This window comes from Cellulomonas sp. P4_H12, assembly GCF_056400905.1.
The window spans coordinates 1-25,140 of the sequence record NZ_JBFUKJ010000011.1 but is presented as its reverse complement, the minus strand read 5'-3'; the positions used below and the strand labels follow the sequence as shown (position 1 = coordinate 25,140).

Genomic DNA, 25,140 nt, shown 5'->3' with positions numbered 1-25,140 from the left:
CCGGGCAGGGGAACCTCAGCCCTTCAGGCGGCGGATCTCCGCGACGGTCTGCGGCAGGACGGTGAACAGGTCGCCGACGACGCCGAAGTCCGCGATCTCGAAGATCGGCGCGTCCGGGTCGGAGTTCACGGCGACGATGGTGCCGGACGCCTGCATGCCGCCGCGGTGGTGGACCGCGCCGGAGACACCGACTCCGACGTAGAGGCGCGGCGCGATGGTGACGCCGGTCTGGCCGATCTGCGCGTCGTGCCCGATCCAGCCCTCGTCGGTGGCCACGCGCGTGGCGCCCACGGCACCGCCGAGCACGTCGGCCAGCTCCTCGACCACCGAGAAGTCGCCCTCGGTGCCGCGACCGCCGGCGACGACGATGCTGGCGCTGCCGAGGTCCGGGCGGCCGCTCGCGGGCCGCTCCGTGCGCTCGACCAGCGTGACCCGGCGCGCCTTGTCGCTGACCGTGGCCACGTGCTCGCCCACCTGCGGGACGACGCCGTCCACGGTCGAGGGCTGCACCGAGTTCGGCTTCACCGTCACGATGGCCAGCGGGGCGGTGACGGCGCAGGCCGTGGTCCAGGTGCCGGCGAAGACCGTCTTGGTGGCGACGTACTGGCCGTCGACGAGCGCGAGCCCGTCGGCGTCCGTGACGACGCCCGCGCCGGTGCTCACCGCGAGCCGCGCGGCGACCTCCTTGTTCTCGAACGACGAGACCGTGAGCAGCAGGCCGGCGCCCGTCGCGTCCAGCAGCGAACCGAGCGCCTCCGCCAGGACGGCGGACAGGTGCAGGTCCGCGTCGGCGACGACGCGGTGCACGTGGGTGGCGCCGAGGGCGGCCAGCTCGGCGACCACCTCGGCCGACGGCTCCACGCCGTCGACGGCCCACGCGGCGTGCACGCCGGACGATCCGGCCAGCCCGCGCGCGAGGGTGAGCAGCTCACGCACCGGCGCACGGACGGCACCGGCCTCGGTGTGGTCGACGAGCACGAGCACGGGAGCAGTCACGGCAGCGAATCCTTCGGTCAGGAGGTCAGACGAGCTGGTTGTCGACGAGGTACGCGGCGAGCCGGATGCCGGCGTCCCCCGTGTCCTGGACCAGCACGCGGTTGTCGCGGGGCGGACGGGCGGCGGCCTCGAGCACCTCGGTGCGGGCGCCCGCGGAGCCGACCCGCGCGGCGTCCACCTCGAGGTCGGCGAGCGTCAGGGTGGTGATCGGCTTCTTGCGGGCCGCCATGATGCCCTTGAAGTTGGGGTAGCGCGGCTCGTTGGCCTGGTCCGTGACGGACACCAGCGCCGGCAGCGGCGCCTCGAGCACCTCGGCCGCGTGGTCGAGGTTGCGGCGCACCCGCACCGAGCCGTCCGACACGGTGAGCTCGGCGGCGAGCGGCAGCGCGGGCAGGTCGAGGAGCTCCGCGAGCGCGGTCGGCAGCAGCGACGTCAGGCCGTCGAGGCCGGCCATCCCGGTGACGACGAGGTCGACGTGCTCCTGGGCGTCCAGGTGCCGGATCGCGGCGGCGAGCACCCGCGCGGTGCCGATGACGTCCGAGCCGGCGATGGCGTCGTCCACCACGTGGACCGCTTCCTCCGCGCCGAGCTGCAGGCCGCGGCGGACCGCGTCGGCGGCGTCGTCGGGACCGACGGTCAGCGCGACCACGGAGCCCTCGTGCGCCTCGACCAGGGCGAGCGCCGCCTCGAGGGCGTTCTCGTCCAGCTCGTTGATGGTGCCGTCCCCGCCGTCGCGCACGACGCGACCGTCGGGGCCGAGGGCCCGCTCGGACTGGATGTCAGGGACATGCTTCACGCAGACGACGATCCTCACCCGCGGAACGTTACCGCCCGCCCGGACCGGGACGGACAGCCGTCCCACCACGGAGGGGTTCGCCGTCCTCGCCGGGCGGTCCCACCCGACACGTGTGGGCGTGCGTCCCGCACAATGTGCGGGTGACCCCGCCCTCTCCCCGCCGGCGCGCGCCCCGCCTCGGCGTGCACGTCACCGACGAGGGCGTCGACGTCGCGGTCTTCGCGGCGCACGCCACCGGTGTCGACCTGTGCCTGTTCGACGGCCCCGGCTACCGGGACGAGCGTCGGATCCCGCTGCAGGGGCCMGTGCACGGCGTGTTCAGCGCGTGCGTGCCCGGCGTCGCCCCCGGTCAGCGCTACGGCTTCCGCGCGCACGGCTCGTGGGACCCGTCCGCGGGCCACCGCTACAACCCCGCCAAGCTGCTCGTCGACCCCTACGCCCGCGGGCTCGACGGCGAGGTCGCGCACACCCCGCACACCTACGGCCACCGCGTCGGCCCGGACCTGGTCGGCGACCCCTACGGCCCGGCCGACCCGCGCGACTCGGCCGGCCACGTCCCGTACTCGGTCGTCGTCGACACCCGCGACCTGCCGGGTCCCGACCCCACGACGAACCGGCCGTGGACGCCGTGGTCGCAGACCGTGATCTACGAGGCGCACGTGCGCGGCCTGACCCTGCTGGCGGACAAGCTGCCCCCGGAGCTGCGCGGCACGTACGCGGGCCTCGCGCACCCGTCCGTCGTCGACCACCTGCTCGGGCTGGGGATCACCGCGGTCGAGCTGCTCCCGGTGCACGCCTACGCCGACGAGCCGCACCTCGTCGAAAAGGGCCTGAGCAACTACTGGGGCTACAGCACGCTCGGGTTCTTCGCCCCGCACGCGGCGTACGCGACGGCGGCGGCCCGGGCGCAGGGTCCGGGCGCGGTCCTGGCGGAGCTGCGCACCGCGGTGCACGCGCTGCACGAGGCGGGCCTCGAGGTCCTGCTCGACGTCGTCTACAACCACACGTGCGAGGGCGGCCTGCCCGGGCAGCACCTGTCGTGGCGCGGGCTGGACAGCTCCGTCTACTACGCGCACGACGGCGGCGCACCGGCCGCGCTGGCCGACGTGACCGGCACCGGCAACACGCTCGACTTCCGTCGGACCGAGGTGGTCCGCATGACGCTGGACTCGCTGCGCTACTGGGCGGACGTGGTCGGCGTCGACGGCTTCCGGTTCGACCTCGCGGTGACGCTCGGGCGCGACCCGGGTGGCTTCTCGCCCGACCACCCCGCGCTCGTCGCGATCGCGACCGAGCCCGCGCTGCACGGCCTCAAGCTCGTCGCCGAGCCGTGGGACGTCGGCCCCGGCGGCTGGCGCACCGGGCAGTTCCCCGTCCCGTTCGCGGAGTGGAACGACCGGTTCCGCAACGCCGCCCGGTCGTTCTGGCTCGCCGACCCGGGCCGCGCCGCGCACGGCCTGCCCGGTCACCGCGTGCGCGACCTGGCGACACGGCTCTCCGGGTCGGTCGACCTGTTCGGGCACAGCGACCCGCCGCTGGTGCGCGGGCCGGGCTCGTCCGTCAACTACATCACCGCGCACGACGGCTTCACGCTGGCGGACCTGGTGGCCTACGACCACAAGCACAACGCGGCCAACGGCGAGCACAACCGCGACGGCAGCGACGACAACCGCTCGTGGAACCACGGCGTCGAGGGATCGGTCGACCAGGACTCCCCCGCCGTCGACATCGTGCCGCTGCGCCGCCGATCGATCCGCAACCTGTTCGCCACGCTGGTGCTCGCGGCGGGCACGCCGATGATCACCGCGGGCGACGAGATGGGCCGGACCCAGCAGGGCAACAACAACGCGTACTGCCAGGACAACGAGCTCTCGTGGCTGCGCTGGGACCTGTCGCCCTGGCGCAAGGACCTGCTGGCGACCGCACGCTGGCTGCTGCTGCTGCGCCGCGAGCACCCGGCGCTGCGCACCGAGCGGTTCTACTCGGGCAGGCCGTACGTGCCCGGGCGGCGCCCGGACCTCGCCTGGTTCGACGCGCTCGGGCTGCCGTTCGACCACGACCGCTGGCACGACCCGTCGATCCGCACGCTCCAGATGGTCCGCACGGCGCCGCCGCCCGAGCAGGACACCGTGCTGCTGGTCATCAACGGCTCGCTCGACGCGGTGCACCTGGTCCTGGCCGACGACCACGGCGGCCGGTGGCGTCTCGCGTGGGACTCGGTCTGGGAGAGCCCCGCGGAGGAGCGGGCCGCGGCGATCGAGGGCGGCCTGCACGCGGAGCCGGGCGAGGCGACCGTGGTCGAGGCGCTCAGCATGCGGGTCTACGTGCTCGCCTGAGCGTTCCTGCTCGGCCGGACCATCGCCGTCGGCCCCGGCTCGTCGAACCCGTAGTCGCGGTACAGGCCGTGGGCGTCGCGCGTGAAGAGGGTCCAGCGGAACGCCGCGCCCGGTCCGTCGTCGATCATCGCGGCCAGGAGCCGCCGGCCGAGCCCGTCCCCGCGGTGGGCGGGGTCGATGATCACGTCGGCCAGGTAGGCGAAGTCCACGCCATCGGAGACCGCGCGCGCGAAACCGACCTGCTCGCCCGTGCCCTCGACGTAGATACCGACCACGCGCCACGCGCTGTCGATCTGCCGCTCGACGTCGTCGCGGCTGCGCCACAGGCCCCAGTACGCCTCGGTCGAGAGCAGGCGCCAGATCGCGTCGCGGTCGAGACGGTCGGTGGAGTCGCTCAGCTCATAGCTCACGACACGGATCGTAGAGTTCTGGACAGGCGTCCAGACGCGTACGGTACGAGCCATGACGCACTCCGATGTCGTGGTCGTCGGCGCCGGCCTCGCGGGCCTGGTCGCCACCGCCGAGCTGGTCGCCGCAGGTCGCCGGGTCACGCTGCTCGACGCCGAGCCGGCCGCGAGCCTGGGCGGCCAGGCCTTCTGGTCGTTCGGCGGCCTGTTCCTCGTCGACTCGCCCGAGCAGCGACGCCTCGGCGTCAAGGACTCCGCGGAGCTCGCGCTCGCCGACTGGATGGGGTCCGCCGACTTCTCCACCGACGGCTCCGACCGCTGGGGCCGCGCGTGGGCGGAGGGGTTCGTCGACTTCGCCGCCGGCGACCTGCGGCCATGGCTGTACGCGAAGGGCGTGCGCTGGTTCCCGCTCGTCCAGTGGGCCGAGCGCGGCGGGTACCTCGCTGAGGGCCACGGGAACTCGGTGCCCCGGTTCCACGTCACCTGGGGCACCGGCCCGGGCATCCTCGAGCCGTTCGTCCGCAGCCTCCTCGACGCGCGCCGCGACGGCCTCGTCGACGTGCGGTTCCGCCACCGGGTGACCGAGCTGGTGTCGACGGACGGCCGCGTGACGGGGGTCCGGGGCGACGTCCTCGTCCCAGACACGGCGGAGCGAGCCGTGCCGAGCTCGCGCGCCGTCCAGGAGTCGTTCGAGATCAGCGCCCGCGCCGTCGTCGTCGCGACCGGCGGCATCGGCGCCAACCACGACCTCGTCCGCAGCACGTGGCCCGCGAGCGCCGGCCGACTCCCCCAGCGCATGCTCTCCGGTGTGCCGGACCACGTCGACGGCTCCGGCATCGCCGCAGCGAAGGCCTCGGGGGCGGCCGTCGTGCACGAGGACCGCATGTGGCACTACCCCGAGGGCATCACCAACCACTCGCCGGTGTGGTCGCAGCACGGCATCCGGATCCTGCCCGGGCCCAGCAGCCTGTGGCTCGACGCCGACGGCAACCGCCTCCCGGTCCCGCTGTTCCCGGGCTTCGACTCGCTCGGCGCCCTCCAGCACATCACGTCCCGCGGCGACGACCACTCCTGGTTCGTGCTGGACAAGACGATCCTCGGCTCCGAGTTCGCGCTGTCCGGCTCGGAGCAGAACCCGGACCTCACGGGCAAGGACATGAAGCTCCTGCTCGAGCGCGTGAAGCCGGGGGCGGTCGGGCCCGTCGAGTCGTTCGCGGAGAAGTCCGACGAGTTCCTCTGGGCGGACACGCCCGCCGAGCTGGCCGCCAAGATGAACGCCCTGTCCGGCTCCGACCGCATCGACGCCGACGCCCTCGAGCGCACCATCGTCGCCCGCGACCGGCAGGTCGAGACCGGCCTGGGCAAGGACCTGCAGGTCGTCGCGACCGCGATGGCCCGCCGGTACATCGTCGACAAGCTCATCCGCGTGGCCAAGCCGCACCGCCTGCTCGACCCCGAGCACGGGCCGCTGCTCGCGGTCCGCCTCTCGGTGCTCACGCGCAAGACGCTCGGCGGCCTGCACACCGACCTCGAGGGCCGCGTGCTGCGACCCGACGGCCAGGTGCTGCCCGGCCTGTGGGCTGTCGGCGAGGCCTCCGGGTTCGGTGGGGGCGGCGTGCACGGCCACCGCGCGCTGGAGGGCACGTTCCTCGGCGGCTGCCTCTTCACGGGTCGGACCGTCGGCCGCGCCCTCGGCTCGGAGGACTGAGGGCGCACAGCGTCCCGACGACCGCCGCACGGCCGTGACCGTGGTCACCTCGATCCAGCGGCGCGCACTGTGCCGACGACCGCCGCGCGGCGTGACCGTGCTCACCTCGTTCTCGCGGCGCGCTCCGGATGCCCCCGACCTGGACCTACGGATAGGTTCGGGAGCGTGACGACTCCCCCCGCGCCGCTCGGCATCCCCGTCGGCCGCATCCCGATCGTGGACGTCTCCCCCGTCGCCGAGGCCGGGCGGTTCCCCGCCAAGGCCGTCGTCGGCGAGGCCGTGCCGATCCGGGCCACCGTGTTCCGCGAGGGGCACGACGCCGTGGGCGCCACGGCGGTGCTCACGGACCCGTCGGGCGTGGACGTGGCCAGCGCGCGCATGGTCGACATCGCTCCCGGACTGGACCGCTTCGAGGCCCGCCTGGTGCCGACGAGCACGGGCGACTGGACGTTCCGGGTCGAGGGCTGGTCGGACCCGTACGGCACGTGGGCGCACGACGCGGAGATCAAGGTCGAGGCGGGCGTCGACGTCGAGCTCATGCTCACCGAGGGCGCGCTGCTGCTCGAGCGGGCCGCCCGACGCACGGGCACGGATGCGATGCCGCAGGAGGCCGCCCGGGTGCTCCTGGACGCGGTGGAGGCGCTGCGCGACGTCCGCGACACCCCGCACCAGCGGCTCTCGGCGGGGCTGTCCGCCGCGGTGCACGCGGCGCTGGCGCAGGCGCCGCTGCGCGACGCGCTCACCCGGTCGACCGCCTATCCGCTGATCGTCGACCGGCCCCTCGCGCTGGCGGGCGCCTGGTACGAGCTGTTCCCGCGCTCCCAGGGCGCGAAGTACGACCCCGAGATCGGGCAGTGGGTGTCCGGCACGCTGCGCACGGCGGCCGAGGACCTGCCGCGCATCGCCGGGATGGGCTTCGACGTGGTGTACCTGACCCCGGTGCACCCGATCGGCTCGACGTACCGCAAGGGCCGCAACAACTCCCTCTACGCCGACCAGGGCGACCCGGGCTCCCCGTACGCGATCGGCTCGCCCGCGGGCGGCCACGACGCGATCGAGCCGACACTCGGCACGTTCGCCGACTTCGACCGCTTCGTCGCCGCGTCGCGCGCGCTCGGCATGGAGGTCGCGATCGACATCGCGCTGCAGTGCTCGCCGGACCACCCGTGGGTGACGGCGCACCCGGAGTGGTTCACCACGCGCGCGGACGGCACCATCGCGTACGCCGAGAACCCGCCGAAGAAGTACCAGGACATCTACCCGCTGAACTTCGACAACGACCCCGAGGGGATCTACGCCGAGATCCGCCGGGTCCTGCAGGTGTGGATCGACCACGGCGTGACGCTCTTCCGTGTCGACAACCCGCACACCAAGCCGCTCGACTTCTGGGCCCGGATCCTGCAGTCGGTGCGCGCCGACCACCCCGAGGTCATCTTCCTGTCCGAGGCGTTCACGCGGCCGGCCATGATGCAGACCCTCGCCAAGATCGGCTTCCACCAGTCGTACACGTACTTCACCTGGCGCAACACCAAGGCCGAGATCACCGAGTACCTGGCGGAGGTCTCCGGCGAGCAGGGCGCGTGGATGCGGCCCGCGTTCTGGCCGACGACCCACGACATCCTGCCGCCGTACCTGCAGGCCACGGGCGTCCGCGGCTTCGCGGTCCGGGCGGTGCTGGCCGCGCTCGGCGCCCCGACCTGGGGCATCTACTCGGGCTACGAGCTGGTCGAGGACGTGCCGCGGCCGGGCGTCGACGAGCAGATCGACAACGAGAAGTACGAGTTCAAGCCGCGCGACTGGTCCAAGGCCGACGCGATCGGGATCAACCTGCTGCTCGGCCGGCTCAACGAGCTCCGGCACACGCACCCCGCGCTGCAGCAGCTGCGGAACCTGCGCGTGCTGCCGACCTCGGACGACGCCCTCGTCGCCTTCTCCAAGCACCTGGACGCCGAGCACTCCCCGACGGGCCGGGCCGACACGATCGTGGTCATCGTCAACCTGGACCCCTGGAACGCGCGCGAGGGCTCGGTGCAGCTCGACCTGCACGCCTACGGGCTCGACCCGAGCAGGCCGGTCGTGGCGCACGACATCCTGTCCGACGAGACCTACGAGTGGGGCTCGTCCGTCTACGTCAAGCTCGAGCCCGCGCTGCGGGCGGCGCACGTCGTGCACCTGGTGGCGCCGTGACCGAGAGCCCCACCACCGGCCGCCACGCGCGCGAACCTGCGCCGACGACGGCGCAGATCGTGCTGCCCGAGCGACGCCAGCCGACGCTGCCGCACCCCACGCCGACGGCTCCGGGGCTGGTCGACGACCCGGAGTGGTACCGCACGGCGGTGTTCTACGAGGTCATGCTCCGCACCTTCTCCGACAGCTCCGGACAGGGCAGCGGCGACCTGCGCGGCCTGATCGACCGGCTCGACTACCTGCAGTGGCTGGGCATCGACTGCCTGTGGCTGCCGCCGTTCTACCCCAGCCCGCTGCGCGACGGCGGCTACGACGTCGCCGACTACACCGCCATCGCGGGCCAGTACGGCACCATGGCCGACTTCACCGAGCTCATCGAGCAGGTGCACGCGCGCGGGATGCGGATCGTCGTCGACCTGGTGATGAACCACACCAGCGACCAGCACCCGTGGTTCCAGGCGTCGCGGTCCGACCCCGAGGGCCCGTACGGCGACTTCTACGTGTGGAGCGACGACAACACGCGCTACCAGGACGCGCGCATCATCTTCGTCGACACCGAGACGTCCAACTGGACCTTCGATCCCGTGCGGCGGCAGTTCTTCTGGCACCGCTTCTTCGGCCACCAGCCCGACCTCAACTTCGAGAACCCCCGCGTGGTCGAGGCCATGCTCGACGTGGGTCGCTACTGGCTGGGCATCGGCGTGGACGGCTTCCGGCTCGACGCCGTGCCGTACCTGTTCGAGGCCGAGGGGACCAACTGCGAGAACCTCCCCGAGACGCACGCGTTCCTGCGCAAGGTCCGCAAGATGATCGACGACGAGTTCCCGGGCCGCATCATGCTGGCGGAGGCCAACCAGTGGCCCGAGGACGTCGTGCACTACTTCGGCACCGAGGAGGAGCCGGAGTGCCACATGTGCTTCCACTTCCCGGTGATGCCGCGCATCTACTACTCGATCCGCGACCAGCGGGCCACGCAGATCATCGACATCCTGGCCGACACGCCGCCGATCCCGAACAACGGCGCCCAGTGGAGCACGTTCCTGCGCAACCACGACGAGCTCACGCTCGAGATGGTCTCGACCGAGGAGCGCGCGTCCATGTACGGGTGGTACGCGCCCGACTCGCGCATGCGCGCGAACGTCGGCATCCGTCGCCGCCTCGCCCCGCTGCTGGACAACTCGCGCAAGGAGATCGAGCTCGCGCACGCGCTCCTGCTGTCGCTGCCCGGCAGCCCGTGCCTGTACTACGGCGACGAGATCGGCATGGGCGACAACATCTGGCTGCCCGACCGCGACGCCGTGCGCACGCCGATGCAGTGGACCCCCGACCGCAACGCGGGCTTCTCCACGGCGGACCCGGGCAAGCTGTACCTCCCGCTGGTCCAGTCCCTGGTGCACCACTACAGCCACACCAACGTGGAGACCCAGCTCGCGCAGCCGACGTCGCTGCTGCACTGGGTGCACGGAATGCTCGCCGTCAGGCGGCAGCATCCCGCGCTCGGGGCCGGCGAGTTCGAGGTCCTGGCGTGCGACAACGAGTCGGTCCTCGCGTTCTGCCGGCACACGGCCGACGAGGTGGTCCTGGTCGTCGCCAACATGGCCTCGACCGCGCGCGCCGCGACGGTGCACCTGCCGGACCGGGCCGGCTGGACCACGCGCGACGTGTTCGGCGGCGCACCGTTCGCGCCCATCGGCGCCGACGGGTCCGCCTCGTTCACGCTCGGGTCGCGCGACTTCTACTGGCTGGAGCTGACCGCCCCGTGAGCCTGGTCGCCCGCACCACCCCCGACGACGCGCGCCTGCTCGAGGTCGTCCGCGAGTGGCTGCCGACGAAGCGCTGGTTCCCCGCCAAGGGCCAGGCCGCGGAGCTGTCGGCGGTCGCGTCCTTCGCGCTGGCCCCGGACGTGACGGTCCTCCTGGTCCGGGCGCGGGCGGGTTCCATCGACGCCCTCCTGCAGGTGCCGCTCGTGCTGACCGACGGCCCGGCGCCGGACACGCTCGGCGACCTGGACGGCCGGAGCGTGCTGGACGGCGCCGCCCACCCCGCGTTCCTGAGCGCATGGCTGGCCGCCGCCGACGGTCCGGGGGCCGACGTCGAGGTCGCGCTGGCCCGGGCGATCTCCGGCGAGCAGTCCAACACGTCCGTGATCCTGCCCGGCGCCCGGCCGGGCATCCTCAAGGTCCTGCGTGCGGTCGCGCCGGGCGAGAACCCCGACGTCGACGTCCCGCGCCACTTGGTCGACGTGGGCTGGGCGAACGTCCCCGCGCCGCTGGCGTGGTTGCAGGGCGAGTGGCCGGGCCCGGACGGGGAACCGGTGACGGGCTACCTCGGGGTCCTCGCCGCCTTCGTCGACGCCGCCGAGGACGGGTTCGAGCTCGCGTGCGCATACGCGGGCCGGCGGGAGCCCTTCGCGGCCCTCGCCGACGCGCTGGGCGCGATCACCGCCACGATGCACGACGCGCTGGTTCGGGCGTACGGCGTCGAGGCGGACGACCAGGGGCCCGACGAGGTGGCCCGCGCGGTCGCGTCCCGGTTCTCGTGGGCGCTCTCGGCGGTCCCCGGGCTCGCGCGGTTCGCCGACGGCGTCGCGGCGGTCGTCGCGGAGGTGCGGACGCTGCCGTCGGCGCCCCCGCGGCAACGCGTGCACGGCGACCTGCACCTCGGCCAGGTCCTCCGCTCGCACGACAGCTGGTTCATCATGGACTTCGAGGGCGAGCCGCTGGCACCCCTCGCGCAGCGCACCCGTCCCGACCTCGCACTGCGCGACGTCGCCGGCCTCCTGCGCTCGATCGACTACGCCGCCGCCGTCGGCGGGCTCACGGGTGCCGATGCGGAGGCGTGGATCGCCGACGCCCGCGCGGGACTGCTGCGGGGGTACGGCGGGGGCGACCAGACCCTGCTGCGCGCGCTCGAGCTCGACAAGACGCTCTACGAGGCCGTGTACGAGTCGCGGAACCGCCCGTCGTGGCTGCCCATCCCGATCGCGGGGCTGGAGCGGCTGGCCGGCTGAGCCTCAGGCGCCGGCGGTGACCTCGAGCGGCAGCTCCAGGGGCATCCGGACGCCGACCTGCCGCGGCGCGAGCTCGCTCTGCAGCACCAGGGCGGCGGCCCCGACGGCGGCCGCCTCGGGGGCGTTGGACGAGATGGTGACGCGCACGGGGTGGCTCCCGCGCGCGAAGAACGACTGTCCCAGGCGCCGCTCGATCTCGGGCAGGTACAGGGAGCCCGCGAGCGCGAACGCGGGGCCGGTGAGGATGACGAGCTCCAGGTCGAGCACGTTCGCCAGCGTCTGCGCGGCGACGCCGAGGTACCGCGACGACCGCTGCAGCAGCTGCATGGGCACGGCCTCGCCCCGGCTCGCGGCGCGGGCGAGCGAGCCGAAGTTCTCGGCCACGTTCCGTCCCGCGAGCTCGAGCCCCGCGTCACGGGCGGCGGCGACGACGGCCGCGGGGCCGGCGAGCACCTCGACGCAGCCGACGCTCCCGCACCAGCACTGCGGCCCGTCGAGGTCGACGCAGATGTGGCCGATCTCGCCGGCGTTCGAGCTGGAGCCCCGGTACACCGTGCCGTCGACGATGATCCCGGCCCCGATCCCGGTGCCCATGTAGAGCGCGGCGAACGCCGAGCCCGTCGCGATGCCGCCGGACCAGTACTCGCCGATCGCCGCCGCGGTCGCGTCGTTGTCCAGCAGGACGGGCAGCCCGACGGCGTCCTCCAGGGCGTCGGCGAGCGGGAACTCCGCCCACGCCTGCATCACGGGCGGGGTCAGGGTCATGCCGGTGGAGGTCGAGATCGGGCCGGGCGAGACCACGCCGAGGCCGAGGATCCGGGTGGGGTCGACGCCCACGCGCGTGATGGTGGCGCGGATCTCCGCGGCGATGCGGGCGACCACCTCGCGCGGGTCGTCGGACCCGGCGCCCGGCCGGCGCCACCGGGCGACGATCGCGCCGCCCAGGTTCGCGATGACGTAGGTGATCCCCGCGTGGTCCAGGTGCACGCCGATGGCGTAGCGCGCGGAGGGGTCCAGCTGCAGGAGCATCCGGGGCTTGCCGCCCGTCGACTCCGCGCGGCCGACCTCGATCACGAGCCCGTCGTCGATGAGCCGGCGCACGACCGTCGAGATCGTGGCTGCGGTCAGGCCGGTCGCACGGGTGAGCTCGACGCGGCTGATCGTGCCTGCCGCCCGGATGAGGTCGAGGATCGCCGACCTGCTGCTGGCGTGCGCGGCGCCGAGACCCGGCTGCGAGCCGCTCACTGGTCCTCCTCCGTGGGTGTCCCCCTCGTCGCACACCATAACGATCCGGGAACGGGAGCCGACTCCCTCGACACGCCCGTTGACTTACTTTGTTCACTTGCCTAAGAATGCCACACGGGAGCAAGGCCACTCGGTCTCCGGGTCGCCCTGCCTCATCAGACCCCGGCCGGCACGCGGAGGTGCYGGCACGACGAGAGGATCAACGATGTTCCCTCAGAAGCGACGCACGCGCCTGATGGCGGCCGCGGCCGTCGGCTCGCTCCTCGCCCTCACGGCCGCGTGCTCCAGCGGAGACGGCGGCGGCGAGGCGAACGACGACGGGACCCCCTCGGGGACGCTGAACGTCCTGACCTGGCGCACCGACCTGGTCGAGGACGGCACCTTCGACACCTACGTCGAGGAGTTCAAGAAGAAGTACCCCGAGGTCACCGACGTCAAGGTCGAGGGCGTCAAGGACTACGAGGGCACCGTCAAGACGCGGATGAACACCGACGACTACGGCGACGTGCTGGCCATCCCGGGTTCCGTCACCCCCGACCAGTTCGGCGACTTCTTCGAGCCCCTCGGCGACCTGGCCGAGATGTCGAAGGAGTACAACTGGCTCAACGACAAGTCCTTCGAGGGCAAGTCGTACGGCATCCCGGTCGTCGGCAACGTGCAGGGCATCCTCTACAACAAGCGCGTGTGGGAGGACGCCGGGATCACCGAGTTCCCGACCACCCCGCAGGAGTTCCTCGACGACCTCAAGGCGATCAAGGACAACGGAGTCGCGGTCGCCCCGCTGTACACCAACTACAAGGACGGCTGGCCGCTCTCGCAGTGGGACGGCTGGCGCGGCGCTGTCACGGCCGACCCGGACGCGCTGAACAAGATGGCGCAGACGGACACGCCGTGGACCGACGACTCCGACTACGGCGTCATCGACGGCACCATCTACGACGCCGTCGCCCAGGGCCTCACCGAGGCGGACCCGACCACCACGGACTGGGAGGGCTCCAAGCGCCAGATCGGCGTCGGGGACATCGCCACGATGGTCCTCGGCTCGTGGGCCATCCCGCAGATGGCCACCGCCGCGAAGGACGCGGGCGCCGACCCGGCCGACATCGCGTACATGCCCACGCCCGTGCAGGTGGACGGCAAGTTCCACACGGTGGCCGGCGGCGACTACAACCTCGGCATCAACGTGCACTCGAAGAACAAGGCGACCGCGCGTGCGTGGATCGACTGGTTCAACCACGACTCGGGCTACTCGGAGTCGCAGGTGGGGCTCTCCCCGCTGGTCGACGGCCCCGTGCCCGACGCCCTCAAGGGCTTCATGGACAGCGTCGAGCTCATCACGATGAACCCCGCGCCGGAGGGCAAGGAGTCGCTGTTCGCGGACATCGACACGGCGTCGGGCATCGTGACCACCGACCCGAAGTACCGCTCGCAGATCGTCGACGACGCCCGCTCGGGTGCCCGCACCAAGGAGCAGATCTTCGACGACCTGAACGCCAAGTGGGCCGAGGGCCGCGCCGACGCCGGCGCCTGAGGTCACCATGACGACCGCGTCCTCCAGCTTCACCGGCCAGACGGCCGCCGCCGCGGCGGAGCCCGACCTGGCCCGCCCCACCCGGAAGGTTCCGGGTGGGGCGGGCCGCCGCTCCGCGTGGTACCGCCGGCTCACGCCCTACCTGTTCCTGCTCGTCCCCGTCGGGCTGCTGCTGCTCCTGACGTACACGCCCGTCGTCAACATGTTCTGGTACTCGGTGACGGACTGGGACGGGCTCGACAAGACGAAGAACTTCATCGGTCTCGACAACTACGTCGAGGTCTTCACCGACCCCGACAACCTGCGGGTCTTCTACGTCTCGCTCTTCTACGTCGTCGGGTCGTTCGTGCAGATGGCGCTGGCGCTCTACTTCGCGACGATCCTGTCGTTCAAGGTGCGCTTCAAGAACATGTGGAAGGGCATCCTGTTCTTCCCGTACCTCATCAACGGCGTCGCCATCGGCCTGATCTTCCTCAACTTCCTCAAGCCGGGCGGCGGGCTCGACACGGTCCTGATGAAGACCGGTCTCGAGAGCCTCGTCCACCAGTGGACGGGCGACCCGGACATCGCCAACTTCTCGCTCGCGGCCGTCTCCGTCTGGCGGTACACCGGCCTGACGTTCGTGATGTTCCTGGGCGCGATCCAGTCCATCAACTCGGAGATCTACGAGGCGGCGGCGCTCGACGGCGCGAACCGGTGGCACGAGTTCTGGTCGATCATCCTGCCGTCGATCCGGCCCATCGTCGGGCTGGCCTTCATCCTGGGCATCTCCGGGTCGCTGTCCGTCTTCGAGATCCCGTTCGTCATGACGGGCGGGTCGAACGGCACGGAGACGTTCGTCATCCGCACCGTCTGGATGGCCTTCCAGCGGAACATGGTCGGCCTCGCGTCCGCGATGGCGGTCGTGCTGCTCGTGCTCGTCCTGCTGATCACCTGGCTCCAGCGCAAGCTCGTCCCCGAGGAGGAGGTGGACCTCACGTGAAGACCGCCGCCACCAGCACGGCGAAGTACGTCACCCTCGTCGTCGCCTCCGTCGTCACGCTGCTGCCGCTAGGACTCATCCTGTTCGGGTCGTTCAAGACCAACCAGGAGTTCCTGTCGACCAACCCGTTCCAGCCGCCCGACAACTGGTTCAACGTCGACAACTACGTCCTCGCCTTCACCAAGGGCGGCATGGCGCTGGCGTTCTTCAACACGGCGATCATCTTCGTCGCCGCCATCGCCGGGACGATCCTCATCGGCGCAGGGACCGCCTACGCGCTCGACCGGTTCCGGTTCCGGGGGCGCGGCCTGGTGCTCCTGCTGTTCCTGCTGGCGACGCTCGTCCCGGGCGTCACCACGCAGGTCGCGACGTTCCAGATCATCAACGGGCTGGGCCTCTACGGCTCGCGCTGGGCGCTGATCCTGCTGTTCATGGGCACGGACATCGTGTCGATCTACATCTTCGTGCAGTTCATGCGGAGCATCCCGCGCTCGCTGGACGAGGCCGCGACCATCGAGGGCGCTGGCCACCTGCGGATCTTCTTCCAGATCATCCTGCCCAACCTCAAGCCCGCGATCGCGACCGTCGTCATCATCAAGGGCATCGGCATCTACAACGAGTTCTTCCTGCCGTACCTGTACCTCAACGACCCGGACAAGCTCCCGATCTCCACGGCGCTGTTCGCCTTCAAGGGGCCGTACGGCTCGCAGTGGGAAGCGATCTGCGCGTGCGTGGTGATCACGATCATCCCGATCCTCGTGCTCTTCCTGTTCCTGCAGCGGTACATCTACAACGGGTTCACCTCGGGCGCGACGAAGTAGGCCGGTGTCCGACGAGCGGAGGGCGGCCGGTCCGGCCGCCCTCCGTGGTCACACCCGCGTCGCCCGGACCAGCGCGATCCGCTCGGGAAGCTGCAGCGGAGCCTCGAGACCCACCTCGGACAGCAGCCGCCCGGGCAGCCGCACGCCCTCGCCTACCCACCACGCCGGAGCGTGGTCGACCGCGTCGCCCGGCGCCTGCGGCCGCACGTCGTACAGCGCGTCCGGGTCGAGCCCGGGCAGCGTGACGCGCGGCAGGGCGGTGGCGGTCGACCGGCCCGTCATCGCGATCGCGAACAGCGCGTCCCCGCGGTCCTGCGCGACCACACCGTGGACGGCGACGGCGGGGTCGACCACGTCGGCGTGCACGGAGACGCCCGAGTGGAGCAGCGGGCGCACCTCCTTGTAGAGCGCGATCCACGCGGCCAGCTCGGCGCGCTGCTGCTCGTCGGCCTCCTGGAGGTCCCACTCGATCCCCAGGTGGCCGAAGAGCGCGGTCGCGGCGCGGTAGGACAGCTCGTGCCGGCGTCCGGTGCTGTGCGCGGTCCCCGAGCCGACGTGCGCGCCGATCAGCTCCAGCGGGATCAGCAGGTTGGTCCACCGCTGGATCTGCTGGCGCTCGAGCGCGTCGATGCAGTCGCTGGCCCACACCCGGTCGGTCCGCTGCAGGATCTCCAGGTCCACGCGCGCCCCGCCCGACGAGCACGACTCGATCTCCACGCCCGGGTGCAGCGCCCGGAGCTCGTCCAGGAGCCGGTACACCGCGAGCGTCTGCCCGTGCACCCCGGGAGCTCCGCCGTGCCCGGCGTCGACCAGGTCCCGGTTGTGGTCCCACTTCAGGTACCCGATGGCGTACTCGGTGAGCAGCGCGTCGAGCCGCTCGAGAATGTACGCGTACGCCTCGGGCACCGCGAGGTCGAGCACCTGCTGGTGCCGCGCCTCGCGGGGCAGCCGCGCCGGGACGCGCAGGATCCAGTCGGGGTGCGCGCGGGCCAGGTCCGAGTCGGCGTTGACCATCTCCGGCTCCACCCAGAGCCCGAACTGCAGCCCGAGGCCCGTCACGTGCTCGACCAGCGGGTCCAGGCCGTCGGGCCACACGTCCGCCGAGACGTACCAGTCCCCCAGCGCGCGGGTGTCGTCCCGCCGGTCGCCGAACCAGCCGTCGTCGAGCACGAACCGCTCGGCGCCGACGGCCGCGGCGGCGTCGGCCAGCACCGTGAGCCGGCCGAGGTCGTGCTGGAAGTAGACGGCCTCCCACGTGTTGAGCGTGACGGGCCGCGGCGACGACGGGTGCTGGGGCCGCGCCCGCATCCAGGCGTGGAACCGGTCCGCGAGCGCGTCGAGCCCGGTCCCCCACGACCCGAAGACCCACGGGCTGGTGTACGACTCGCCGCGGGCCAGCCGCACCTCACCGGACCCGAGCAGCTCCCCGCCGCCCAGCAGGCCGTGGTGGTAGTGGCTGCGCTCGGCGAGCGAGCGGTGGTTGCCCGACCACGCCGTGTGCAGCCCCCACACCTCGCCGGTGCGGTTCGCGAAGCCCGCCGTGCCGGCCACCAGGACGAACGGCGAGTCGTACCCGGTCCGGCCACGCCGGTTCTCGCGCAGCCGGGTCCCGTGGGTGAACGCCGTCCGCTGCGGGCTGCGCTCCCGCGCCCACCGGCCGGAGAAGTCGAGCAGCTCGGTCGCCGACGACGGCACCGGCAGCGTGAGCAGCAGCCCGTCGACGCCGTAGACCTCGTCGGCGTCGTTCGTCAGCACGGCGCGCTGCCGGACGAGGCCCTGCGCGGTGAGCTCCAGCACGAGCTCGAGGCTCAGCCGTGCGTCATCGTCGGCCGCCCGGACCGTGAGGCGCTGCGTCCCGTCATCAGTGGTGGCGACGTCGTGGGCGCGGACGACGAAGCTCGTCGAGAAGTCCTGCCCGTCGCGGCTGCCGACGAGCCCGGGGGTGCCCAGGAAGCCCGCCGACTCCTGCGGCAGCACGGCGATCTCGACCTCGCCGTCGACGGGGAAGCCGTGGGCCACCGGACGCCAGCCGAGCCGCGCGGCGCGCAGCGCGGCCGCATCGAGGTCGCCCAGGTCGCTCCCCCAGTGCAGGACGCGCGGCAGCGTGCCGCCGGTGAGGTCGACGACGACACTGACGCCCGCGGCGCGCAGGTGGACGAGGGTGTCGGGGGTGGCGCTGTCGGTCACGGCGGGTGTCTCCTGATCGGGTGCGGGTCTTGCGGGGTCGGACGCGCTGGTCGAGCCCCTGCACGGTACGTGCAGAGAGCCGGCGCCGGCCTCATTGACTTACTTTATTCAGTTGTCTAACAATGAACCCAGGGTACTTGCAGGATGTTCGACCCCTCCCCGAGGCGTCGACGCTGCCCGTCGTAAGGATGCGGCGGGCACACGCCGGACCCCCGGACCCAGGAGCTCGTCGATGAACACCCAGGACCTGTACGACGGCTGGTCGCTGACCGCCGTCGCCGGCCCCGTCCCCGCCGACCTGCGCGGTCGCCGCGTCCGCGCTCGCGTGCCCGGCACCAGCCACACGGCGCTGCTCGAGGCGGGCCTCATCCCGGACCCCTACGTCGACCGCCACGAGGAGGACCTCGCGTGGATGCGCCGCACCGACTGGGCGTACGAGCGGGACCTCGACCTGAGCCCGGCGGGGGCCGACGAGCGCGTCGACCTGGTGTTCGACGGCATCGACACGGTCGCCACGATCACGTTCGACGACCACGAGATCGGCCGGACCGCCAACCAGCACCGCTCCTACCGCTTCGACGTCCGCGACCTGCTGCGTCCCACCACCCAGCGCCTGCGCGTCCTGCTGACCTCCGCGCTGGCCCACGCCGAGGCCGAGGCCGCGCGCCTCGGAGCCCGCCCGCTCGCCTACGACCAGCCGTTCAACATGGTCCGCAAGATGGCCTGCTCGTTCGGCTGGGACTGGGGACCGGACCTGCAGACCGCGGGCCTGTGGCGACCGGTCCGCGTGGAGCGCTGGTCGGTCGCCCGCCTCGCCGGGGTCCGACCGCTGATCACCGTCGACCCGACCGGCACCGGGCACGTCACGGTCCACGTGACCGTCGAGCGCTCCGGGMTGCCCGGCGGCGACGTCCCGCTCGTCGTMCGCGCGCGGGTCGCCGGCGCCGACGTCTCGGTCCCCGTGCCGGCAGGCGCGACCGCCGCGGAGCTCGCCCTCGAGGTCCCCCACGCGCCCCTGTGGTGGCCCGTCGGCCACGGTGCGCAGCCGCTGAGCGAGCTGGCCGTCGCTCTGCTCGGCCCCGACCCCGAGCAGCCCCTGGACACGTGGACCCGCCGCATCGGGTTCCGCACCGTCGAGCTCGACACCAGCGTCGACGACGACGGCACCGCGTTCACGTTCCGCATCAACGGCCGGCCGGTCTTCGTCAAGGGCGCCAACTGGATCCCCGACGACCACCTGCTCACCCGGATCACCCGCGAGCGCCTGGCGCACCGCCTGGACCAGGCCGTCGACGCCCACCTCAACCTCGTGCGCGTCTGGGGCGGCGGCATCTACGAGTCCGAGGACTTCTACGAGCTCTGCGACGAGCGCGGCCTGCTCGTCTGGCAGGACTTCCTGCTCGCGTGCGCGGCCTACCCGGAGGAGCAGCCGATCTGGGACGAGCTGGAGGCCGAGGCGCGCGAGCACGTCGCCCGGCTGACCTCCCACCCGTCGCTGGTGCTCTGGAACGGCGGCAACGAGAACCTCTGGGGCTACCTCGACTGGGGCTGGCAGACCGAGCTCGAGGGCCGGACCTGGGGCTACCGATACGCCACGGAGCTGCTCGCGGGGATCGTCGCCGAACTCGACCCCACCCGCCCCTACTCCGACGGCAGCCCGTACTCCCCCGGCGCGGCCCTCACCGAGATCCACCCGAACGACCCCGACCACGGCACCCACCACCAGTGGGAGGTCTGGAACCGCGTCGACTACACCGTCTACGGCGACGAGGTCCCCCGCTTCTGCTCCGAGTTCGGCTTCCAGGGGCCGCCGACGTGGGCGACGCTGACCCGGGCGGTGCACGCGGTCGACGGCGGCCCGCTGACCAAGGGCGACCCGGCGTTCCTCCTCCACCAAAAGGCCGACGACGGCAACGGCAAGCTCGACCGCGGCCTCGCTCCCCACCTGGGCGTCCCCGACGACTTCGCCGACTGGCACTGGGCCACCCAGCTCAACCAGGCGCGCGCGGTGCGTTTCGCCATCGAGCACTACCGGTCGTGGTGGCCGCGGACCGCCGGCGCGATCGTCTGGCAGCTCAACGACTGCTGGCCGGTCACCTCGTGGGCCGCCATCGACGGCGACGAGCGCCCGAAGCCGCTCTGGTACGCCCTGAAGGCCGCCTACGCGCCACGTCTGCTCACCGTGCAGCCGCGCGAGGGCCGCGAGGTGCTCGCGGTCGTCAACGACACCGCCGCCCTCTGGCAGGGCACCGTCCACCTGTCGCGCCAGCGGCTCGACGGCACCGTGCTCGCCGCGGACGACCTGGCCCTCGCCGTCGGCGCCTGGTCGGTCGGCCAGTTCCGCCTGCCGCCGTCCGTGGCGACACCCGACAACCCCGCACGCGAGGTCCTCGTCGTCCGCCTGGGCGACCTGCAGACGGTGCACGCGTGGGCCGAGGACATCGACCTGGACCTCGACCCGGAACCCCTGCGGGCCTCCGCGACCCCCGTCCAGGACGGCTACCGCGTGGACGTCACGGCCACGTCCCTCGCCCGCGATGTGACCCTCCTGGTCGACCGGCTGGACCCGGACGCCCTCGTCGACGTCGCGCTCGTCGACATCCCCGCGGGCTCCACGGCGTCCTTCCACGTGCGGACGCGCGGCACCTTCGACCCCGCCGACCTGACACGCGCGCCTGTCCTCCGCTCCGCCAACGACGTCGTCGTCCCGCGCCTGCGCGAGCCCGGCGCACGTGACCTCTCCGAGTCGCCCGCCTGAGCCGTGCACCGGCTCAACGCGGCGAGGCCCATAGCCGTGCCCTACCGCGACCGGCCACCTGCCGCCGGGCAACGTCCATGACCTCGCCCCGCCGCAACCTCATGCCCCACGCGTCACTGGCGGTCGCGCCGTGACCTCATTCACCGCCGCCCGGACCGCCCGCGCCACAGGCGGTCGCCCATGACCTCACCCCACCGCCACCCCGAACCCCCGCCCGCCACCGGCCGTCACGCATGACCTCACCCCACCGCCACCCTGAACGCCCACGCGCCACAGGTACGCTCGCGACCATGACGCAAGGTCTCGACGCGGTCGGCCTGGTTCTCGCTCGACCTGCACGGATGCTCGGCTTCGAGCCCTTCTTCATGGAGCTCGTCGGCGGCATCGAGGAGTCCCTGGCGGGCGAGAACCGCTCGCTGCTCCTGCACGTCGTCCCCGACCACGAGGCGGAGATCCGTACCTACCGCCGATGGGGCGAGGGCAAGCTCGTCGACGCCGTCGTCGTCGTCAACGTGGCGCTCGAGGACTCCCGCCTGGGCGTGCTGAGCGAGCTCGGCATCCCCACGGTGGTCGTGGGCGGCCCGCGGCCCGACCTGCCGTTCGCCAACGTGTGGATCGACAACGCCGAGGCGATGCGCACCGCCGTGCAGCACCTGGTCGGTCTGGGACACCGCCGGCTCGCGCGGGTCAGCGGCCCGCGCGGGCTCGCGCACACCCAGGCCCGCACCGAGGCGTTCACGGGCGAGTGCGCCCGGCTGGGTGCCCACGGCACGGTCGTCGAGGGCGACTACACCGAGGAGTCCGGCACGCGATCCACCCGCGCTCTGCTGGGCCGCGGCTCGCCGCCGTCGGCGATCATCTACGACAACGACGTCATGGCCGTGGCCGGCCTCGGCGTCGCGCACGAGATGGACGTCGCCGTGCCCGAGCGCCTCTCGCTGCTGGCCTGGGACGACTCGGCCCTCTGCCGCCTGTCCCACCCGGCCTTGTCCGCCATGAGCCTCGACGTGCACGCCATGGGCGTCCAGGTGGCCGACTGCGTGCTCAACCTCCTCGCCTCGGGCACCGTCCGCTCGTACACGGCACCCCTGCCCCGCCTGGTGACCCGCGGCACCACCACCACGGCGCCCACCGACGCCTGAGATGCAGGTCACCGGGGCGACCGTCCTGCGCGCACACCCGCCGGGTGGTTGGGTAGGGGCATGAGCCCGGCCGCACCGTCCCCGGTCCCCGTCGACGTCGACACCCTTCGCACCGTCGCCCACGGGGCCTCCTACGCACCGCACGACGTCCTCGGCCCGCACGTCGGGGGCGGCGGGCTCACCGTCCGCACGCTCCGGCCGCTGGCCGAGTCCGTCGTGGTCGTCACCTCCACCTCACGGGTCGCCGCGCGGCACGAGCAGGACGGCATCTGGGTCGCCGTCCTGCCCGGCACCGACGTGCCCGACTACCGCCTCGAGGTGACCTACGACGGCCACGCCTCCGTCGTCGACGACCCCTACCGCTTCCTGCCCACCGTGCAGGAGCTGGATCGCCACCTCGTCCGCGAGGGCCGCCACGAGCAGCTGTGGACCGTGCTCGGCGCCAACGTCCGCCACTACCCCGGCGAGCTCGGCGACGTCGTCGGCACGTCCTTCGCCGTCTGGGCGCCCAACGCCCGAGCCGTCCGCGTGGTCGGCGACTTCAACTACTGGCAGGGCGCGTCGCACGCGATGCGCTCGCTGGGCGACAGCGGCGTCTGGGAGGTCTTCGCACCCGACGTCCGGGCCGGCGCCCGGTACAAGTTCGAGATCCTCGGCAACGACGGGTCCTGGCGGCAGAAGGCCGACCCGCTCGCGCAGGGCACCGAGATCCCGCCTGCCACGGCGTCCGTCGTGGTCGAGTCGACCTTCCAGTGGTCCGACGACGCCTGGCTCACGGCCCGCGGCACCCACGACCCGCACACGGCACCCATGAGCGTCTACGAGGTCCATCTGGGCTCGTGGCGCGTCGGCCTGTCCTACCGGGACCTCGCGCACCAGCTGACCGAGCACGTCGCGTCGCTCGGCTTCACCCACGTCGAGATGCTCCCCGTGGCCGAGCACCCGTTCGGCGGCTCGTGGGGCTACCAGGTGTCCTCCTACTTCGCGCCCACCTCAAGGTTCGGCCACCCCGACGACTTCCGCTACCTTGTCGACACCCTGCACCGCGCCGGCATCGGCGTCATCGTCGACTGGGTGCCGGCCCACTTCCCCAAGGACGAGTGGTCGCTCGCGCAGTTCGACGGCACCCCTCTCTACGAGCACCCGGACCCTCTGCTGGGCGAGCACCCCGACTGGGGCACGTACGTCTTCAACTTCGGCCGCTCCGAGGTGCGCAACTTCCTCGTCGCCAACGCCACCTACTGGCTGGAGGAGTTCCACATCGACGGGCTGCGTGTCGACGCCGTCGCGTCGATGCTCTACCTCGACTACAGCCGCAAGGCCGGTCAGTGGCGGCCCAACCAGTACGGCGGCCGCGAGAACCTGGACGCCATCTCGTTCCTGCAGGAGGCCAACGCCACGGCGTACCGACGCACCCCCGGCATCATGATGATCGCCGAGGAGTCGACCGCGTGGCCCGGCGTCACCGCACCCACCGACGACAACGGCCTCGGGTTCGGGCTGAAGTGGAACATGGGCTGGATGAACGACACCCTGCGCTACATGGCGGAGGAGCCCGTCCACCGGCGCTACCACCACAACGAGATCACCTTCTCGATGGTCTACGCCTACTCCGAGCGCTTCGTCCTGCCCATCAGCCACGACGAGGTCGTGCACGGCAAGGGATCCCTGTACGAGCGCATGCCCGGCGACCACTGGCAGAAGCTCGCGGGCGTCCGGCTGCTGCTCGGCTACCAGTGGACGCACCCCGGCAAGCAGCTGCTCTTCATGGGCAGCGAGTTCGCGCAGCAGACCGAGTGGGCCGAGTCGCGCTCGCTCGACTGGCACGCGCTCGACGACCCCGCCCACCAGGGCGTCTTGCGCTCCGTCGCCGACCTCAACCGGGTCTACAAGGAGACGCCGGCCCTCTGGCAGCTCGACCACTCGCCGGACGGGTTCGAGTGGATCGACTCCGACGACGCCTTCCGCAACACCCTGGCGTTCCTGCGCAAGGGCTACAACGCCCCGCCCGTCGCCGTCGTCGTCAACTTCGCCGGCATCCCCCACGAGGGCTACCGCCTGGCGCTTCCCCGCGGCGGCCGGTGGCGCGAGATCTACAACTCGGACGCCGAGCCCTACGGTGGCTCCGGCGTGGGCAACCTCGGCGAGATCGAGGCCCTGCCCGAGCCCCACTACGGGCGTCCGTACTCCGCATCGATCCGCGTCCCCCCGCTGGGCGTGGTGGTCTTCGAGGCCGGTTGATCGGCGGCTGAACCGCGACGGGGAGCCCTCGGGCTCCCCGTCGTCGTCTTCGCCGTGGTCGTCTACCGTCGACCTCATGCCCAGGATCCTGGTCACGGGGATGTCCGGCGCCGGCAAGACCACTCTCCTGCAGGAGCTGGCCGCCCGCGGCCATCGGACCGTCGACACCGACGACGGCTGGGTCCTCCCGGACGGTACGTGGGACGAGCCACGGATCGCCGGCCTGCTCGCCCAGCACGACGACATCGTCATCGCGGGGACGGTCGAGAACCAGGTCGTGTTCTACGACCGGTTCGACCACGTCGTCCTGCTCAGCGCCCCACTCGAGGTCCTGCTGCACCGCGTGTCGACCCGCACCACGAACCCCTACGGGAGATCGCCGGCCCAACGCGCGGAGATCACGCACTACCTCCACACCGTCGAACCGCTCCTCCGACGCGGCGCCACCCTCGAGCTGGACGGCCGCCAACCCGTCGCCGCCCTCGCCACCACGCTGGAGGACCTCCTAGCGCAGCAGTAGGGACTTTTCCCCGTGTCCAGAAATGACAAGGGCCACCCGCACGAGGTGGCCTTTCGAATGCGCAAAGTGTTGTGGCGTAAAACAGAAGAAGCCACCCCCGTAGGGGTGGCTTCTCCTGAATGATGTCCGGCGGCGTCCTACTCTCCCACACCCTGGCGAGTGCAGTACCATCGGCGCTGAAGGGCTTAGCTTCCGGGTTCGGAATGGGACCGGGCGTTTCCCCTTCGCTATGACCGCCGTAACGTTGTCGAGTTGTCAAACGGGTTCCCGTTC

At 72.2% G+C, this 25,140-nt stretch carries 17 protein-coding genes and 1 rRNA gene; 12 read left to right on the top strand and 6 right to left on the bottom strand.

The genetic code is table 11. From position 1 onward, the window contains the following. Positions 1-15 precede the first annotated feature (15 nt). Complete coding sequence (locus tag AC1DQC_RS07845; protein ID WP_477050665.1) at positions 16-996, bottom strand: electron transfer flavoprotein subunit alpha/FixB family protein; 981 nt, start codon at positions 994-996, stop codon at positions 16-18. 25 nt (positions 997-1,021) lie between these two features. Next, complete coding sequence (locus AC1DQC_RS07840) at positions 1,022-1,810, bottom strand: electron transfer flavoprotein subunit beta/FixA family protein (protein ID WP_477050664.1); 789 nt, start codon at positions 1,808-1,810, stop codon at positions 1,022-1,024. A gap of 122 nt (positions 1,811-1,932) precedes the next feature. Between AC1DQC_RS07840 and glgX the strand changes: the two genes are divergently transcribed. After that, the gene (gene glgX, locus AC1DQC_RS07835; RefSeq protein WP_477050663.1) at positions 1,933-4,128 is read left to right on the top strand and encodes a glycogen debranching protein GlgX; all 2,196 of its coding nucleotides are present in this window, start codon (positions 1,933-1,935) and stop codon (positions 4,126-4,128) included. On the opposite strand, the gene AC1DQC_RS07830 is transcribed toward glgX, so the two are convergent. Then, positions 4,113-4,538 carry a GNAT family N-acetyltransferase gene (locus tag AC1DQC_RS07830; RefSeq protein WP_477050662.1) on the bottom strand — a complete coding sequence of 142 codons (426 nt, stop codon included), beginning with the start codon at positions 4,536-4,538 and terminating at the stop codon, positions 4,113-4,115. The genes glgX and AC1DQC_RS07830 overlap by 16 nt on opposite strands. 52 nt (positions 4,539-4,590) lie before the next feature. Between AC1DQC_RS07830 and AC1DQC_RS07825 the strand changes: the two genes are divergently transcribed. The 4 genes from AC1DQC_RS07825 to AC1DQC_RS07810 all read left to right on the top strand — a co-directional run bounded on the left by AC1DQC_RS07825 (position 4,591) and on the right by AC1DQC_RS07810 (position 11,440). Next, entirely contained in the window at positions 4,591-6,243 is a 1,653-nt protein-coding gene (locus AC1DQC_RS07825; RefSeq protein WP_477050661.1) for an FAD-binding dehydrogenase, read from the top strand. 165 nt (positions 6,244-6,408) lie between these two features. Further along, positions 6,409-8,430, top strand: a complete 2,022-nt coding sequence (locus AC1DQC_RS07820; protein ID WP_477050660.1) for an alpha-1,4-glucan--maltose-1-phosphate maltosyltransferase — start codon at positions 6,409-6,411, stop codon at positions 8,428-8,430. Further along, on the top strand, positions 8,427-10,193 hold the full coding sequence (treS, locus tag AC1DQC_RS07815; protein ID WP_477050659.1) for a maltose alpha-D-glucosyltransferase: 1,767 nt from the start codon (positions 8,427-8,429) through the stop codon (positions 10,191-10,193). Before AC1DQC_RS07820 ends, treS begins: the two co-directional genes overlap by 4 nt. Beyond that, positions 10,190-11,440 carry a maltokinase N-terminal cap-like domain-containing protein gene (locus tag AC1DQC_RS07810; RefSeq protein ID WP_477050658.1) on the top strand — a complete coding sequence of 417 codons (1,251 nt, stop codon included), beginning with the start codon at positions 10,190-10,192 and terminating at the stop codon, positions 11,438-11,440. The genes treS and AC1DQC_RS07810 overlap by 4 nt, the downstream gene beginning before the upstream one ends. 3 nt (positions 11,441-11,443) lie before the next feature. On the opposite strand, the gene AC1DQC_RS07805 is transcribed toward AC1DQC_RS07810, so the two are convergent. Continuing rightward, entirely contained in the window at positions 11,444-12,685 is a 1,242-nt protein-coding gene (locus tag AC1DQC_RS07805) for an ROK family transcriptional regulator (RefSeq protein WP_477050657.1), read from the bottom strand. Positions 12,686-12,890: 205 nt separating this feature from the next. On the opposite strand from AC1DQC_RS07805, the gene AC1DQC_RS07800 reads away from it, so the two are divergent. From AC1DQC_RS07800 to AC1DQC_RS07790, 3 genes are read left to right on the top strand one after another with little or no spacing between them, the layout of a single operon-like run. Then, positions 12,891-14,216, top strand: coding sequence for an ABC transporter substrate-binding protein (locus AC1DQC_RS07800; RefSeq protein WP_477050656.1), 1,326 nt, complete (start codon positions 12,891-12,893; stop codon positions 14,214-14,216). A gap of 7 nt (positions 14,217-14,223) precedes the next feature. Further along, on the top strand, positions 14,224-15,198 hold the full coding sequence (locus AC1DQC_RS07795; RefSeq protein WP_477050655.1) for a carbohydrate ABC transporter permease: 975 nt from the start codon (positions 14,224-14,226) through the stop codon (positions 15,196-15,198). After that, positions 15,195-16,019 (top strand): carbohydrate ABC transporter permease, encoded by an 825-nt coding sequence (locus AC1DQC_RS07790; protein WP_477050654.1) that lies wholly within the window; start codon positions 15,195-15,197, stop codon positions 16,017-16,019. The genes AC1DQC_RS07795 and AC1DQC_RS07790 overlap by 4 nt, the downstream gene beginning before the upstream one ends. 48 nt (positions 16,020-16,067) lie before the next feature. Here the strand turns inward: AC1DQC_RS07790 and AC1DQC_RS07785 are convergent, their stop codons facing one another. After that, complete coding sequence (locus AC1DQC_RS07785) at positions 16,068-18,206, bottom strand: alpha-galactosidase (protein ID WP_477050653.1); 2,139 nt, start codon at positions 18,204-18,206, stop codon at positions 16,068-16,070. A gap of 232 nt (positions 18,207-18,438) precedes the next feature. On the opposite strand from AC1DQC_RS07785, the gene AC1DQC_RS07780 reads away from it, so the two are divergent. The 4 genes from AC1DQC_RS07780 to AC1DQC_RS07765 all read left to right on the top strand — a co-directional run bounded on the left by AC1DQC_RS07780 (position 18,439) and on the right by AC1DQC_RS07765 (position 24,867). Further along, complete coding sequence (locus AC1DQC_RS07780; RefSeq protein ID WP_477050652.1) at positions 18,439-20,964, top strand: glycoside hydrolase family 2 protein; 2,526 nt, start codon at positions 18,439-18,441, stop codon at positions 20,962-20,964. Positions 20,965-21,254: 290 nt separating this feature from the next. Continuing rightward, positions 21,255-22,106, top strand: a complete 852-nt coding sequence (locus AC1DQC_RS07775) for a LacI family DNA-binding transcriptional regulator (RefSeq protein ID WP_477050651.1) — start codon at positions 21,255-21,257, stop codon at positions 22,104-22,106. A gap of 60 nt (positions 22,107-22,166) precedes the next feature. Then, complete coding sequence (gene glgB, locus AC1DQC_RS07770) at positions 22,167-24,347, top strand: 1,4-alpha-glucan branching protein GlgB (RefSeq protein ID WP_477050650.1); 2,181 nt, start codon at positions 22,167-22,169, stop codon at positions 24,345-24,347. A gap of 76 nt (positions 24,348-24,423) precedes the next feature. Beyond that, complete coding sequence (locus AC1DQC_RS07765) at positions 24,424-24,867, top strand: AAA family ATPase (RefSeq protein WP_477050649.1); 444 nt, start codon at positions 24,424-24,426, stop codon at positions 24,865-24,867. Positions 24,868-24,991: 124 nt separating this feature from the next. Here the strand turns inward: AC1DQC_RS07765 and rrf are convergent. Then, positions 24,992-25,108: ribosomal RNA gene (rrf, locus tag AC1DQC_RS07760) — 5S ribosomal RNA — on the bottom strand. Between the last annotated feature and the right edge of the window lie 32 nt (positions 25,109-25,140).

Excerpts from the sequence above, each read along its gene's own strand:
- AC1DQC_RS07765 (WP_477050649.1), top strand. The coding sequence starts at position 24,424 with ATGCCCAGGATCCTGGTCACGGGGATGTCCGGCGCCGGCAAGACCACT.
- AC1DQC_RS07825 (WP_477050661.1), top strand. The coding sequence starts at position 4,591 with ATGACGCACTCCGATGTCGTGGTCGTCGGCGCCGGCCTCGCGGGCCTG.
- glgB (WP_477050650.1), top strand. The coding sequence starts at position 22,167 with ATGAGCCCGGCCGCACCGTCCCCGGTCCCCGTCGACGTCGACACCCTT.
- AC1DQC_RS07775 (WP_477050651.1), top strand. The coding sequence starts at position 21,255 with ATGACGCAAGGTCTCGACGCGGTCGGCCTGGTTCTCGCTCGACCTGCA.
- AC1DQC_RS07800 (WP_477050656.1), top strand. The coding sequence starts at position 12,891 with ATGTTCCCTCAGAAGCGACGCACGCGCCTGATGGCGGCCGCGGCCGTC.
- AC1DQC_RS07795 (WP_477050655.1), top strand. The coding sequence starts at position 14,224 with ATGACGACCGCGTCCTCCAGCTTCACCGGCCAGACGGCCGCCGCCGCG.